At 61.9% G+C, this 13,860-nt stretch carries 11 protein-coding genes; 8 read left to right on the top strand and 3 right to left on the bottom strand.

Annotation, left to right across the window (positions count from 1 at the left end):
- Window positions 1-49 precede the first annotated feature (49 nt).
- Both MON38_RS10305 and MON38_RS10300 read right to left on the bottom strand, forming a co-directional pair.
- Window positions 50-697 (bottom strand): T9SS type A sorting domain-containing protein, encoded by a 648-nt coding sequence (locus tag MON38_RS10305; RefSeq protein ID WP_241936087.1) that lies wholly within the window; start codon window positions 695-697, stop codon window positions 50-52.
- Window positions 698-971: 274 nt separating this feature from the next.
- Window positions 972-1,730 carry a biotin--[acetyl-CoA-carboxylase] ligase gene (locus MON38_RS10300; RefSeq protein WP_338423764.1) on the bottom strand — a complete coding sequence of 253 codons (759 nt, stop codon included), beginning with the start codon at window positions 1,728-1,730 and terminating at the stop codon, window positions 972-974.
- 67 nt (window positions 1,731-1,797) lie between these two features.
- On the opposite strand from MON38_RS10300, the gene rsfS reads away from it, so the two are divergent.
- From rsfS to MON38_RS10260, 8 genes are all read left to right on the top strand, one after another.
- Window positions 1,798-2,178 (top strand): ribosome silencing factor, encoded by a 381-nt coding sequence (gene rsfS, locus MON38_RS10295; protein WP_241936085.1) that lies wholly within the window; start codon window positions 1,798-1,800, stop codon window positions 2,176-2,178.
- A 230-nt stretch (window positions 2,179-2,408) separates the two neighbouring features.
- Complete coding sequence (gene ftsH / locus MON38_RS10290) at window positions 2,409-4,526, top strand: ATP-dependent zinc metalloprotease FtsH (RefSeq protein WP_241936084.1); 2,118 nt, start codon at window positions 2,409-2,411, stop codon at window positions 4,524-4,526.
- Window positions 4,527-4,602: 76 nt separating this feature from the next.
- On the top strand, window positions 4,603-5,283 hold the full coding sequence (locus MON38_RS10285; RefSeq protein WP_241936083.1) for a LutC/YkgG family protein: 681 nt from the start codon (window positions 4,603-4,605) through the stop codon (window positions 5,281-5,283).
- Window positions 5,284-5,380: 97 nt separating this feature from the next.
- Window positions 5,381-6,163: a UDP-2,3-diacylglucosamine diphosphatase gene (locus MON38_RS10280; protein ID WP_241936082.1), complete on the top strand. Its 783-nt coding sequence runs from the start codon at window positions 5,381-5,383 to the stop codon at window positions 6,161-6,163.
- Between the two features lie 184 nt (window positions 6,164-6,347).
- Window positions 6,348-7,199, top strand: coding sequence for a hypothetical protein (locus MON38_RS10275; RefSeq protein ID WP_241936081.1), 852 nt, complete (start codon window positions 6,348-6,350; stop codon window positions 7,197-7,199).
- Between the two features lie 114 nt (window positions 7,200-7,313).
- Entirely contained in the window at window positions 7,314-8,480 is a 1,167-nt protein-coding gene (locus MON38_RS10270) for a zinc-dependent alcohol dehydrogenase (protein ID WP_241936080.1), read from the top strand.
- Window positions 8,481-8,618: 138 nt separating this feature from the next.
- Window positions 8,619-9,713 (top strand): NHL repeat-containing protein, encoded by a 1,095-nt coding sequence (locus tag MON38_RS10265; protein WP_241936079.1) that lies wholly within the window; start codon window positions 8,619-8,621, stop codon window positions 9,711-9,713.
- 210 nt (window positions 9,714-9,923) lie between these two features.
- Window positions 9,924-12,566, top strand: a complete 2,643-nt coding sequence (locus tag MON38_RS10260; protein WP_241936078.1) for a S8 family serine peptidase — start codon at window positions 9,924-9,926, stop codon at window positions 12,564-12,566.
- Window positions 12,567-12,798: 232 nt separating this feature from the next.
- On the opposite strand, the gene MON38_RS10255 is transcribed toward MON38_RS10260, so the two are convergent.
- Window positions 12,799-13,611 (bottom strand): M57 family metalloprotease, encoded by an 813-nt coding sequence (locus tag MON38_RS10255; protein ID WP_241936077.1) that lies wholly within the window; start codon window positions 13,609-13,611, stop codon window positions 12,799-12,801.
- Window positions 13,612-13,860: the final 249 nt, after the last annotated feature.

Raw genomic sequence — 13,860 nt, 5'->3', positions numbered from 1 at the left:
AAAAGCAGCCCGAGGCTGCTTTTTGTCAAATCATTATGTCCGGTTGGGGTCAGTTTTGCAGCACGAGGCGCTTGGTGCTGGCCACCTTGCCGTCCACAAGCAGGCTGTAGAAATACACGCCGTTGTGCAAGTCGCTCAAATCAAGCGGCAGGCCGGCGGCCGTCAGCTCGGGCCGCAAGGCCACCGTGCGAATTTCCTGGCCGATGATGTTGCTCAGGCGCAGCTTATAATCGGCTCCGGCCTTTTGGTTGAGTTGCACCGTCACCTGGCCATGGCTGGGGTTGGGGTACACGTTCAGGACAGCGGCCGCGAGGTTGGCATCGAGCGTGGCGGTAGCCGTGCCCGACACAATGAGCGTTCCAAACTGGCCCACGCCCGGCCCGCCGTGTGCGGTGCAGTGAAACGGATACGTGCCCGCCGTAAAGGTATTCGCCGCGAAGGTTTTGGACGTATTGGCGGCGTTCATCTGAAAGATGGGCCAGGCGGCCGGCGCGCTATCCGACATGGTTGGGTGGCTCGACGCGCCAACGTATTGGAAAACCAGCACGTCGGCCCGCGTCATGCGAATGGTGTTGGTGCCGTCCGGGCCCGTGTAAAAGTTGTCGCCAACCTGCACCGTGATGGTGGCGGCAAACACCGAAGCCGCCGAAAGCACCAACGCAGCTGAAGCAACCACAAATCGAGTAAAGAATTTCATCGCAAGAGCAGAAAAAGTGAAGGTAAAAGAGAGGGAGCAGTAGGATTAAAGATTGACAAGCACCGTGCCGGGTTGCGCGTGCCAGGCTGTCAGCCAACACCAAACCTTGAATTTGAGTTTGATAGACTGGCCCGACGCGCAAAAGTTAACCGGCGGCCTTGCCGACAACTCGGCGCGCCAGAAAGAATGGTTGCCTCGGAAAATATTTTTTATTCAAAATGCTCGATATTTTTTGCTGCCCGCTCCCTTGATGCGCCTTTAGCCGCTTTGGTTGCTACCCGTGCCGAATTTCCTGCAAACCGAACCGCCGCAGTTCGTTGCCAATAGCCACGGCCAGCCGCCCATCTTCCTCTACCCCGACAATCTGGCCGCTCACCGTTTGCCCGTCGATAACGAAGGGATGGGTTTCCTGGTAGCGGTACAGCGCCTGCAGGTAGTCGCGCCGCAGCTCTCCCACCTGCCCGGCCCGCAGCTGCAGGTAGCGCCGCTCCAGGCACTCCAGCAGCCGGGCGGCCAGGGCGGCGCGGTCGTAGGCCCGCCCGGTGAGCTGCGCAAACGAGGTGGCCGTGGGCAGTGCCAGCTCCTGCTGGTTGATGTTCAGGCCAATGCCGATGATGCTGTGCTGGATTTTGGGGCCGCTCAGGCTGTTCTCAATCAGGATGCCGCCCAGCTTTTGGTTGCCGTAGTAGAGGTCGTTGGGCCATTTCAATTTCAGCTTCGGGTCGGGGCCGAGCAGGGCGGCCGCCCAGTCGTGCACGCCCAACGCCACGGCCTGGCTGAGGCGAAACTGCTCGGTAGCGGCCAGAAACGTGGGCTGCCACACCACCGACAGCATCAGGTTTTCGGCCGGCGCGCCCTGCCACTGGTTGCCGCGCTGGCCCCGGCCGGCGGTCTGAAAGTCCGTTATGACGGTGCAGCCTTCGCTGGCCCGGTTTTGGACAATCAACGTTTGAGCCTCCGAATTGGTCGAGGCGCAGGACGGGAGCCAGACTAATTGTTGGCCCGTAAATAGGGTTTGAGGGGTGACAACCACAGTCTTCTTGCGCGTATCGTTAACTTCGTAGACTTTCGGCTGTAAAGCTCATACCTAACCAGACAATATGAAAAGCACGTTGGTCCGTCAGGATTCAGACACATTGGCAGATTTGGTCGTTCGCGGCATGCAGGACAAAAAGGCGTCCGACATCGTGGTCCTGAATCTGAAGGAATTAAAAAATGCCGTTGCCGATTATTTCATCATCTGCTCGGCCAACTCCGACACGCAGCTTGAAGCCATCGCCCGCTCGGTGGAAGAAGAAATCGAAAAAGTAACCGGCGAAAGCCCCTGGCAAACCGAAGGCCGCACCAACCGCGAGTGGGTGCTGCTCGACTATGTTGACGTGGTCGTGCACGTTTTCCTGCGCGACCGTCGCCGTTTCTACGCCCTCGAAGAACTGTGGGGCGATGCCGACATCAGCTACATCGAATCGGAGCCGGCGTAGTTGACGCCTGATTCTCTAGAACGTCATGCAGAGCGCAGCGAAGCATCTTTACCGCGCAACGCAATTTATTTACTGCTGCGGTAAAGATGCTTCGCTGCGCTCTGCATGACGCCTTTTTATTTCCAGAGGTAAAATAAAACTGCCCGCACTGCGTCTGCCTTTTTGCCGAACATTTGTTTTCGGCGCGGTGTTTTGCTCCTACCTATCCTCGGTTTTAAGTAGCTATTTTCATGTCGGATAACAATCTGAATTCCAATAAAAAAAAGAAGCCCCTGACCCCGGCGCCTAACCCGCGTCCGGGCCTGCAGCTATGGGTGTTGGCGGGCCTGCTGGTGTTTTTGTTTGGGGTGATGTGGGTGAACAACCTGAACTCGCCCGCCAGAATCAACCAGCAGAAGTTTGAAGCCATGCTGGCGGCCGGCGAAGTGGCCAAGGTCAACATTGTTAGCAATCAGAAGATTGTAGAGGTCACGCTCAAGGACGCGGCCCGGGCCAAGTACAAGCAGGAGCTCACGCGCCGCTCGCCGTTTGGGGGCGAAGGCATTGGCTCACAATTCTATTACACCGTAGTCGATGCCAAGCTGGCGCAGGAAAACATCGACAACCTGCAAAAAGCGCTGCCATCGCCCCAGCGTGTGCCGGTTGATGTGGAGGACCGCAGCAGCGCCAGCGACTACGTTGGCACCTACGGTTTCTTTCTGTTGATGATTGTTGGCTTCTGGTTCCTGATGCGCCGCATGGGGAGCGCCGGCGGCCCCGGCGGCCAGATTTTCAGCATCGGCAAAAGCAAAGCTGCGCTGTTTGAAGGCGGCGACAAGGTGAAAATCACCTTTAAAGATGTGGCCGGCCTCGAAGAAGCTAAGGAGGAAGTGCAGGAGATTGTGGAGTTCCTCAAGAACCCCAGCAAGTTCACCATCCTCGGCGGTAAAATTCCGAAGGGCGCGCTGCTGGTGGGCCCTCCCGGCACCGGCAAAACCCTGCTGGCCAAAGCCGTGGCTGGCGAGGCCGACGTGCCGTTCTTCTCGCTCTCGGGCTCCGACTTCGTGGAGATGTTTGTGGGCGTGGGCGCGGCCCGGGTGCGCGACTTGTTCAAGCAGGCCAAGGCCAAGGCGCCGTGCATCATTTTCATCGATGAGATTGATGCCGTGGGCCGCTCGCGCAGCAAGGGCTCGATGCCCGGCGGCAACGACGAGCGCGAGAACACCCTGAACTCGCTGCTGGTGGAGATGGACGGTTTTGGCACCGATTCCGGCGTCATCATTCTGGCCGCCACCAACCGGCCCGATACCCTCGACTCAGCCCTGCTGCGCCCTGGCCGTTTCGACCGCCAAATCAGCATCGACAAGCCGGACATCAACGGCCGCACCCAGATTTTCCAAGTGCACCTCAAACCGCTGACGCTGGGCCCCGACGTGGATGCCCGCCGCCTGTCGGCCCAAACCCCGGGCTTCGCCGGCGCCGAAATTGCCAACGTCTGCAACGAGGCGGCCCTCATTGCTGCTCGCCGCGATAAGAAATTCATCACCGACCAGGACTTCACCGATGCCATCGACCGCGTGATTGGTGGTTTGGAGAAGAAAAACAAAATCATTTCGCCCGGCGAGAAGCGCATTGTGGCCTACCACGAAGCCGGCCACGCCATCGCGGGTTGGTTCCTGGAGCACGTCGACCCCTTGGTGAAGGTGAGCATTGTGCCGCGTGGCGTGGCCGCGCTGGGCTACGCGCAGTACCTGCCGAAGGAGCAGTTCCTCTACAACACCGAGCAACTGACCGACGAGATGTGCATGGCCCTGGGTGGCCGCGCCGCTGAGGAGCTGGTGTTCGGTAAGATTTCGACCGGCGCGCTGAGCGACCTGGAGCGCATCACGAAGATGGCCTATTCCATCGTGACGATGTACGGCATGAACGCCAAGCTCGGCAACGTGTCATTCTACGACTCGAAAGGCCAGAACGAATACGGTTTCTCGAAGCCGTACTCGGAAGCCACTTCGCAGATGATTGACGAGGAAGTGCGTACCATCATCGAAAACGCTTACACCCGCACCAAGGAATTGCTCACCGAGCGCCGTCACGAGCTGGAAGTAGTAGCCAAAGAGCTGCTGGAGAAAGAAGTGCTGCAACAGGAAGACCTGACCCGCCTCGTGGGCCCGCGCCCCTTCGAAACCCAGACCAACTACCAGGCCCACATGGCCGGCACCGACCGCAGCGAAACCGCTTCGGAAGTGAAAGGCGAACAGGCCGCCGGCGGCAAGCTCGGCAGCGACCTGCCCGACCTGAACCTGCCCGGCCTCGACGACAACCGCAGCAACGAAGCCCCGGCTTCGAGCGGCAGCGCGGTGGCTGGCTAATTCGGTAGCCGATTGCCAAATAGAGAAGCCAGTCCTCGCGTGGGGCTGGCTTTTTTTATGTCCTTACTTTTGCGCCATGTCCGAATCTTCCCGCGATGCCGTCTTGGCCCGTATTCGCCAGGGGCTGGCGGCTGGCCCCACGCCGCTGCCGCCCCGGCCCGACTTTGCGGCCCCCGTGCACCCCCCCCTGAGCAGCGCCGATGTAGTAGTGGCTTTCGCTGAGCGGTTCCAGCAGATTGGCGGCGAGTTTCACTACTGCGAAACGCTGGCCGACTTCGCCGCGCAGTTGGCTGCTTTCCGCGAGCGGCAGCAAGTGGGCGCACCTTACGTGTGGGAGCCCGACCTGCAAGCTGTATTGCAAGCAGCCGGCGTGGAATTTCGGGCCGACGAAACCGACTTCATCGCCAACGCCGACCTAAGCCTGACCTCCTGCGAAGCGCTGGTGGCGCGCACGGGCAGCGTGCTGGTATCTGCCGCCACGGGTAGCGGCCGGCGGCTGAGCATTTACCCCGACCAGCACCTCGTGTTGGCCCGCCCCAGCCAGGTAGTGGCCGAAATCGGCGATGCACTGCGCGTGATGCAGGAGCGTTACGTTGCCAGCATGCCCTCGATGGTATCGCTTACCAGCGGCCCCAGCCGCACGGCCGATATTGAGAAAACGCTGGTGCTGGGCGCGCACGGCCCGCGCCGCATTGCGCTGTTTTTGCTGGAAGAAGACGACGCTACGCTTGACAACGAAAAGGTCCTGTCATCCTGAGCGCAGCGAAGGACCTTATCACGCCAGCGCAAATCGTTCAGCCGTGATAAGGTCCTTCGCTGCGCTCAGGATGACAACCGTTCTCTAACTAAACTGAATGAAGTCGCCCCATTTACTTTCTGATGTTATTCTGCCGCCCGGCAAGCGGGTATATTTCGCTTCCGATTTCCATCTCGGCGCGCCCAACGCGGCGGCCTCTTTGGACCGGGAGAAGCGCATTGTGCGCTGGCTGGATGAGGCGGCCAAGGACGCGGCAGCCATTTACCTGCTGGGCGACTTATTCGATTTCTGGTTTGAGTACAAGCACGCTATTCCGCGCGGGTTCAGCCGCTTGCAGGGCAAGCTGGCCGAACTGACCGATGGCGGGCTGCCCATCACCATCTTCACCGGCAACCACGACATGTGGATGTTTGGCTACTTCACACAGGAAATGGGCATTCCGGTGCTGCGGCAGGAAGTGAGCCAGCGCATCGGCGACAAGCTATTTCACATTGGGCACGGCGACGGGCTGGGGCCGAAAGACTATAGCTACAAGGCCCTGAAACAGGTGTTTACCTCCGGCGTGGCGCAGTGGCTGTTTGCGCGGCTGCACCCCAACTTTGGCATCGGCATGGCCAATAAATGGAGCCGCCGCAGTCGCATGCAGGCCGGCAAGGACGACACCGTGTATTTCGGCGACGAAGAGTGGCTGCTGCAATACTGCCGCGAACTGGAAGCCCACCAGCACCACGACTACTACGTGTTTGGCCACCGCCACCTGCCCCTCGATGTGGAGGTGCGCCCCGGCAGCCGCTACGTGAACCTGGGCGAATGGGTCAATTATTGCAGCTATGGCGTGTATGATGGCAACGAGCTGGCCTTGCGGCATTTTGAGGGGTAGCGCGAACGGCGCGCCTCACCCCCTGACCCCCTCTCCGATGGAGAGGGGGCACCGGTTCGTAAGAGCGATTTTGCTAGGCGCATTGCCGGTGCCTCCTCTCCATCGGAGAGGGGGGCAGGGGGTGAGGCGCGCCGCCTGCGCCATTCTTCTCCTCCTCGCCACCGCCGCCCGCGCCCAAACCACCGTGCCTTCCGCTGCCTCGGCCGCACCCGCTGCTAAGCAAACGGTGGCCCCCGTGCAGCCGGCCCCGCAGCCGCCGCTCGATGCCACGGCCGCACCTACTGTGGCCGCCTGGAAGCTGCTGCGGCTCATCAAGCTGCCGAACCCGGGAGCCGCGTCGCTGGATAGGCGCGGGGCGCTGTACGTAGCCGATGCCGACAACAACCTGCGCCAGTACGGCCCCGAAGGCCTGCCGCTGAACACCTACGCACCCACCCAGCCCGGCCACGTAGCCCAGGTGGAGGCCTGGAACGTGACCAGTACGCTCATTTTCAACGATGACCGGCAGCAGCTCGTGTTGCTCGATAGGTTCCTAGCCCTCATCAGCGAGGTGCGGCTGGGCGACGTGCTCGATGGCACCGTGCGCGTGGCCACGCTGGCCCCCGATAACAACATTTGGCTGCTCGATGAGAGCACGCTCACGCTGCGCGAATACGACCCCAACACCCTACGCCCGGTGCAGAGCACGCCGCTCGATTTGCTCATTGGCCGCTCGCGGCCCGATTTCCGCTTCATCCGGCAGTATCAAAACAACATCTACCTCGTGGACCGCAGCACGGGCGTGTATGTGTTCGACAACCTCGGCAACTACAAGAAGAAGCTGCCCTTTCCGGGGCTGAGCACGGTGGGCTTCCGGGGCGACGAGCTGTACTTTCTCGAAGCCGGAGCCATCCACTTCTTTCATCTCTACAACCAGACCGAGCGGCGCGTGGCCCTACCCGCCGGCCTCGACCCCGGCGCGGTACGGCAAGTGCTGGTGGGCGAAACGTACGCCTATATTTTCACGACGACGGGAATAGCCGTGTATCAGATGTAAGGCTATGTACTACGGTTGAGGCTATCGGACATTGGGGCTGAACAATAGCAACCCGCCGGAAAACGAGACCGTTAGGGGAGAAGCTTACGCTCTTACACTTCTAACCTTCCCCTTATGAAAGCTCTCCGAATTCACGGCCCCCGTGATGTGCGGGTCGATACCGTCGACGACCCCGAAATCCACGAGTCGCGCGATGCCATCATCCGCGTCACCAGCACAGCCATTTGCGGGTCCGATTTGCACATCTACAACGGCAGCATTCCGCAGCCCACACCCCAAACGCTCGGCCACGAGTTCATGGGCATTGTGGAGGAAGTGGGCAAGGGCGTAACGAACCTCAAGCGCGGCGACCGCGTGGTGGTGCCCTTCCCGGTGGCCTGCGGCCACTGCCTGTTTTGCAACCACGACCTGCCGGGCCACTGCGAAAACTCCAACCCCGACCACTACGGCCCCGAGGGCGGCCTGATGACCGAAAAGGGCGGGGCCCTGTTCGGCTATACCAGCCTGTATGGCGGCTACGACGGCGGCCAGGCCGAGTACGTGCGCGTGCCCTACGCCAACAACGGCCCCCGCAAAGTGCCCGATAACCTGACCGACGAGCAGGTGCTCTTCCTCACCGACATCTTCCCGACTGGCTATTCCGGCATCGACTGGGCCGGGGTGAAGGGCGGCGAAATCGTGGCCATTTTTGGGGCCGGCCCAGTGGGAATCATGGCTGCTAAGTCGGCCTGGCTGCGCGGCGCCAGCCGCGTTATCATCGTCGACACCCAGCAGTACCGCCTCGACATGGCCAAAAAAGCCGCCAAAGCCGAAGGCATTCTCTGGGAAAGCAACAAGCAGGTGGTTGATGAAATCCGCAGCATGAGCAACGGCTACGGAGCCGACGTGTGCGTGGAGGCCGTGGGCTTCGAGCCCGACCGCAGCCTGGGCGACCGCGCCAAGGCCGTCATCAACCTCGAAAAAGGTTCCGACAAGGTGCTGCTGGCCTGCATGAGCGCCGTGCGCCGCGGCGGCTTTGTGTCGGTGCTGGGCGTGTACTCCTCGCCCTTCGACAACTTCCCCATCCACCAGTTCTTCGACAAGGGCATCATCATGCAGGCCGGTCAGGCCCCCGCCCACAAGCACATCGACAAGCTGATGCAACACGTGTCGAACGGCGACGTGAAGCTGGATGATATCATCACCCATCGCCTGCCGCTCTCGCAGGCCCCGCACGGCTACGACATCTTCCGCCACAAAAAGGACGGCTGCGTGAAAGTGGTGCTGAAGCCCGGCGAATAGGCATTGGTGCGACCACGAGAAACAGATGAAGTTTTAGTGGCTTCAAGTCGCTAATACATACGCCCCGGCCGGTTTGGTCGGGGCGTTTTGCGTTGGTCGAGACTACCTTCGATATCCGCCTTACCCGAAAATTTCTTCATGCGTTGCCGTTTCCTGTGCCAGACTGCTTTATTGGGGTTGTTTGCTATTTCGGCGCAGGCCCAGCGTATTTTATTCGTTCCGGCCAAGCCTACGCCGTACGAGTCGGCTGCTACCGTAACCACGCTGGCCGGGGCTGCCGATAACCGCAAAGGCAACGCCGACGGGCCCGGTTCCGAGGCCCTGTTTGCTTATCCCATGGGGCTGGCCCTTGCCGCCGATGGGACGCTCTACGTGGTTGATGATGAGAATATGACGGTGCGCAAAATCATGCCCACTGGCGTGGTCACGACCGTGGCAGGGGTAGCCGGTAGCCGAGGCAGTGCCGATGGCCTTGGAGCAGCCGCTCGATTCTATCATCCCGTGGGCGTGGCCATCGATGCCAGCGGTACGCTATACGTAACCGATGCCGACAATTTCACCCTGCGGAAAATATCCTCGACCGGAACCGTAACCACCCTGGCCGGCGTGGCCGGGGCCAAGGGCAGTGCCGATGGCCCGGCCGCTGCGGCCCGTTTCAACCTGCCCCACGGCGTGGCCGTCGATGCTGCCGGCACGGTGTACGTGGCCGATACTGAGAACCACACCATCCGCAAAATCACGCCGGCCGGAAGCGTTACAACGCTGGCTGGCATGGCCCGGCAAAAAGGCAGTGCCGACGGTGCCGGACCAGCAGCACGATTTTACCACCCGGTCGGGGTTGCCGTCGACGCCGCGGGCAACGTGTACGTGGCCGACAATGGCAACCATGCCATTCGCAAAGTAGCGCCCGACGGCACGGTGACTACCCTGGCCGGACAGGCCCGCCACCACGGCGGCACCGACGGCCCGGGCAGTGCGGCCCGTTTCCTGTTTCCCACGGGCGTGGCCATCGATGGCATCGGCAACGTGTACGTGGCCGACCATCTGAACTGCACCATTCGCAAAATTTCCGCGTCGGGTGAGGTATCGACCTTGGCCGGCATGACCCTGAAAATCGGCCACACCGACGGACCCGGTCCCCAAGCCCGGTTTGTGGGCCCTTTCGGTATTGCCGTAGATGCGGAAGGGAGGCTCTTCGTTACCGATGGCACGACTATTCGGCGCATCAACTAGTGGCGCGTGTTGTGCAAGCCCGCATTTGACCCCCGCGAAGCTTATTACGGCGGCAATGCGCCCCACTGCTTGTGGTAACGATGCTCAGAAAAGGATAAGTGCGCCCGATGATAATTAGGCCCAACCCGATAGGGCCAGCCCAACAGCCGTCGTAGCGAGGGCCCGGCTTTATCTTTGGCAAGCCCATCCTGCTCAATTCACTTCATACCCATGCGGCCAGTCTCAAGCAACTTCCTGATGCGCCGACAACCCAGGTTGCTGCTGGCGCTGCTGCTACTGCCCCAGTTGCTGCTGGCCCAGCCCGCGCCGCGCCCGGCCCCAGCGCGGCTGGCCCCGGCCCTGCGGGCGGCCGATGCGCAGGGCACGGCCCGACCGCTCCGCATCCGCGTGGCCGACCCGGCTGCTTTCCGGCAGTGGGCGCGACAACAGCCTGCCGCCCGGCTCGCCCAGCCCGGCCCCGATGGCCGCACGCTCACCGTGGCCGGCCTCACGGCGGCGCAGCTGGCGGCCGTGCCGGGCGTGGAGTTTGTGGACGTGGCCGCCCGCCGCGCCTATGAAGAGCGCCGCTTGGGCAATTCCGACTTGGCGGTGAATGCTATTTCGACCGTCCACGCCCGCTTCCCCGACCTCACCGGCCAGGGCCTGACGGCCTCGGTGAAAGAGTTGCCCTTCGACCCCGATGATATTGATTTGAAAGGCCGGGTGGTGAACCCGGGAGCTTTCGCTAAACCGTATTCCGACCACGCCACGGCCATGGCCACGCTGCTGGGCGGGGCCGGCAACTCCGACCCGCTGGGCCGGGGCGCGGCGCGCGCCGTGCGGCTGGCCACGTCCAGCTTCGCCAATTTCCTGCCCGACGACGGCACCCAGCTCACTCAGGCCGGGGTGTCGGTACAAAACCACTCGTACGGCGTGGGCAATATTGAGAACTACTACGGGCTTGAAGCCCAGGCCTACGACCAGCACACCCAGCAGTTTCCGCAGCTGCTGCACGTGTTTTCGGCCGGCAACGTGGGCACGGCGGCCAGCGCCGATGGCCCCTACAAAGGCATTGCGAAGTTTGCCAACATCACCGGGCAGTTCAAAATGTCGAAGAACACGCTGGCCGTGGGCGCCACCGACCCCAGCGGGCAGGTAGCCGCCCTCAGCTCGCGCGGCCCGGCCTACGATGGGCGCCTCAAGCCCGAACTGGTGGCCTACGGCGAGGGCGGCTCGTCGGAGTCAGCCGCGCTGGTGTCGGGCATCAGCATCCTACTGCAGCAGCAGTACCGCGACCAGCATGCCGGCGCCCTGCCGCCCGCCGCCCTGGTCAAAGCCGTGCTCCTGAACAGCGCCGACGACCTGGGCACGGCTGAAGTCGACTACCTGAGTGGCTTTGGCCAGGCCGATGCGCTTGGGGCCGTGAGCACCATGCGCGCCGGCCGCTTCTTTGGAGGCAATGCCACAACTGGAACCGATAAGGTCTTCACCATCACGGTGCCCGCCGGCCAGCAGCAGCTGAAAGTCACGCTCGTCTGGAGCGACCCGGCCGCCGCCGCCAATGCCGCCACGGCCCTCGTCAACGACCTCGACCTGGAACTGGTGGCCGTGAATGGGGGCCAGCGCTGGCTGCCCTGGGCCCTGAGCCCCTACCCACACGCCGACTCGCTGGCCCGCCCCGCCCGCCGCCGCGCCGACCACCTCAACAACGCCGAGCAGATTACCCTGGCGCTGCCCGCCGCCGGCACCTACGAGCTGCACGTGCGCGGCTTTGCCGTGCCGCAGGGCCCGCAAGCATTCAGCCTAGCTTACGAAATCAACCCGCCCGGTCTCATCTGGACCTATCCCACGCGCCCCGAAAGCCTGCGCCCCAGCACCACCGCCACGCTGCGCTGGCAGTGGAGCGGCCCGGCCGCCGCTACCGCCCGCCTCGACTACCGCCCCGTGGGCCGCACCGGCTGGCGCGTGCTGAATGCCGCCGTGCCGCTGGCCGCCACCCGCGCCACCTGGGCCGTGCCCGATACCGCCACGCTGGCCCAGCTGCGGCTGGTGAGCGGCGGCAGCGAATTCGTGTCCGATACGTTCACCATTGTGCGTGCGCAGGTGCTGCAGGTCGGCTACGCTTGCCCCGAGGAAGCATTGTTGCAATGGGCGCGCATCCCCGGCGTAACCCGCTACCAGGTGTATCAGCTCGGCGCGACGTACCTGGAGCCGCTGGCGCAAACGGCCGATACGGCGCTGGTACTCAGCCGTGCGCAGCTGCCGGTGCTGTATTATGCCGTGGCGCCCATTGTGGGCGGGCGCGTGGGCCAGGCCGGGACCACCATCAATTACACTGCTTCGGGCACGGCGTGCTATTTCCGTTCCTTCCTGCCCCGGCAGTTGATTGACGCTGTTATTCGGTTTGATGTGGTGCTCGGTACGGTGTACCGCCTGAAAGCAGCCACGCTAGAGCGCCAGCGGCCCGATGGCAGCTTTGAGGCCGTGCAAACCATCAGCCCGGTTACCAGCCCCACGTTCACCTTCACCGACCAGCCGCCGGCTGCCGGGCGCTACCTCTACCGCGTGCGGCTCGACAATGTGGCCGGCCAGCAGTTCTACAGCAGTCTCGAAGAAGCTTTCCTGCTGCGAGCCGGCCTGGCCCAGGCCTATCCCAATCCGGTAACGGCCGGGCAGCCGTTGCAATTGGTGGTGAACACCTCCGACGTGGTCAGTGTGCAGCTCTACGACATGCTGGGCCGCTTCCAACGGGAAACCACGGTAAACGGCCAAATTAACCAGCTTGACACCAGTGAACTGCGGCCCGGCTTGTACCTGCTGCGCGTGCAGGTAGCAGGGCAGGCCCAACAGATAATTCGGGTAGTGGTGCAGTAAAGAGCCGGCTTGGTTTGGGTCAAATCACCGCGTGTTCATCGTGCACTATCTCGCCATTCTGGGCTGGCGAAGGCCTTTGTCCCGGTTGTGCTGCCGTTGTTCAATCGGGACAAGGGCCTTCGCCAACTCAGGATGACAGAGGGACGGATAGGCTGCAACGCAGCTAAAGCGCAAACAAAAAGCCCCGGCTCGCGTGAGCCGGGGCTTTTTCTGTTTCAACTACCAGCCGAGGCTAGTAGATGTAGTTCAGCGCCGTGCGGTCGTTGGTGGTGAAGGGGCGGTTTACGCCGTTGCCCACGCAGGCCAGCATCCACGAGTTCGGCTCGGCCGTCGAAGGCGTGCCGGGGATGAGGATGGCACCCACCGTGCTGGCGCCTTCGTTCGAGGCACTGCCACCGCAGCTATAAGCGCGGTTGTAGTAGTCGGTGTGGCGCATGCCAACGCAGTGGCCCATCTCGTGGGCCATGATGGTGGCGATGTAGTTGATGTTCGAGCTGTTAATTACGTTGGGCACCAGCGTGAAGCCTGGGGCAGGGTTGCCACCGCTGGGGAAGCCACCCGACTGGCCCAGCACGCCGGGGCCGAGGTTCGACGAGTATTTCACCGGCATTTCGGCGCCCGACGACACGCGGCGGAAGCTGATGCGCAGGCCTTCCGCGTTGTAGCGGCGAATGGCTTCGTCGATGGCCGACACGTAAGCCGAAGGAAACGAGCTGCTGATGCTCACGGTAATTACCCGGGGCAGGCTGCCTACCAGATTGGTCGTGCGGTATTGCTCATCCTGGCCTACGCGGAGCGTGGAGTAGCCGGGAGCGCTGGCCAACAGCTCGGGGGTCAGCAGCATGTCGCCTTCCACTACGTAGCCGCCTTCCACTACTTTCACGTTCTGGGTGCTAAAGCCCAGTGCTTTGATTTGGGCCATGGCATCGGCCGAAACCGTGGTAGAGGCAGGAGCAGCAGCGGCTTCCTCTTTCTTGCTGCACGACGAAATCGTCAGGGCACCGCCGAGCAGGGCGAATAGTGGGAGAAGTTTGAATTTTTTCATAGAACTTTTTAGTGTGAGTGTTTGGTGAATGATGGGCGAATATAGAGGGCGAAAAATTGCGAGCAAGTAGTGCGAAATGACCAATATTTTGCAAATAGTCTAAAAAACCGGCCATTTGGCGTATAAAACGGCATTTTTTGACCTGAATAATTATCATTAATGCCAAAATTTTGTAAACGACAGTCTAATAAACTATTAGAATAATGAAATAAGCAAAACCAGAACTTTGGATTAGAGTCGAGGTTGCTT

The organism is Hymenobacter cyanobacteriorum (assembly GCF_022631375.1).
GTDB lineage: Bacteria > Bacteroidota > Bacteroidia > Cytophagales > Hymenobacteraceae > Hymenobacter > Hymenobacter cyanobacteriorum.
This window is presented reverse-complemented; position numbering and strand designations above follow the sequence as displayed.

What these genes read in the sequence shown, in the direction of transcription:
- MON38_RS10265 (WP_241936079.1), top strand. Translation starts at nt 8,619, where the DNA reads ATGCGTTGCCGTTTCCTGTGCCAGACTGCTTTATTGGGGTTGTTTGCT.
- MON38_RS10270 (WP_241936080.1), top strand. Translation starts at nt 7,314, where the DNA reads ATGAAAGCTCTCCGAATTCACGGCCCCCGTGATGTGCGGGTCGATACC.
- MON38_RS10285 (WP_241936083.1), top strand. Translation starts at nt 4,603, where the DNA reads ATGTCCGAATCTTCCCGCGATGCCGTCTTGGCCCGTATTCGCCAGGGG.
- ftsH (WP_241936084.1), top strand. Translation starts at nt 2,409, where the DNA reads ATGTCGGATAACAATCTGAATTCCAATAAAAAAAAGAAGCCCCTGACC.
- MON38_RS10260 (WP_241936078.1), top strand. Translation starts at nt 9,924, where the DNA reads ATGCGGCCAGTCTCAAGCAACTTCCTGATGCGCCGACAACCCAGGTTG.
- rsfS (WP_241936085.1), top strand. Translation starts at nt 1,798, where the DNA reads ATGAAAAGCACGTTGGTCCGTCAGGATTCAGACACATTGGCAGATTTG.
- MON38_RS10280 (WP_241936082.1), top strand. Translation starts at nt 5,381, where the DNA reads ATGAAGTCGCCCCATTTACTTTCTGATGTTATTCTGCCGCCCGGCAAG.
- MON38_RS10255 (WP_241936077.1), bottom strand. Translation starts at nt 13,611, where the DNA reads ATGAAAAAATTCAAACTTCTCCCACTATTCGCCCTGCTCGGCGGTGCC.
- MON38_RS10305 (WP_241936087.1), bottom strand. Translation starts at nt 697, where the DNA reads ATGAAATTCTTTACTCGATTTGTGGTTGCTTCAGCTGCGTTGGTGCTT.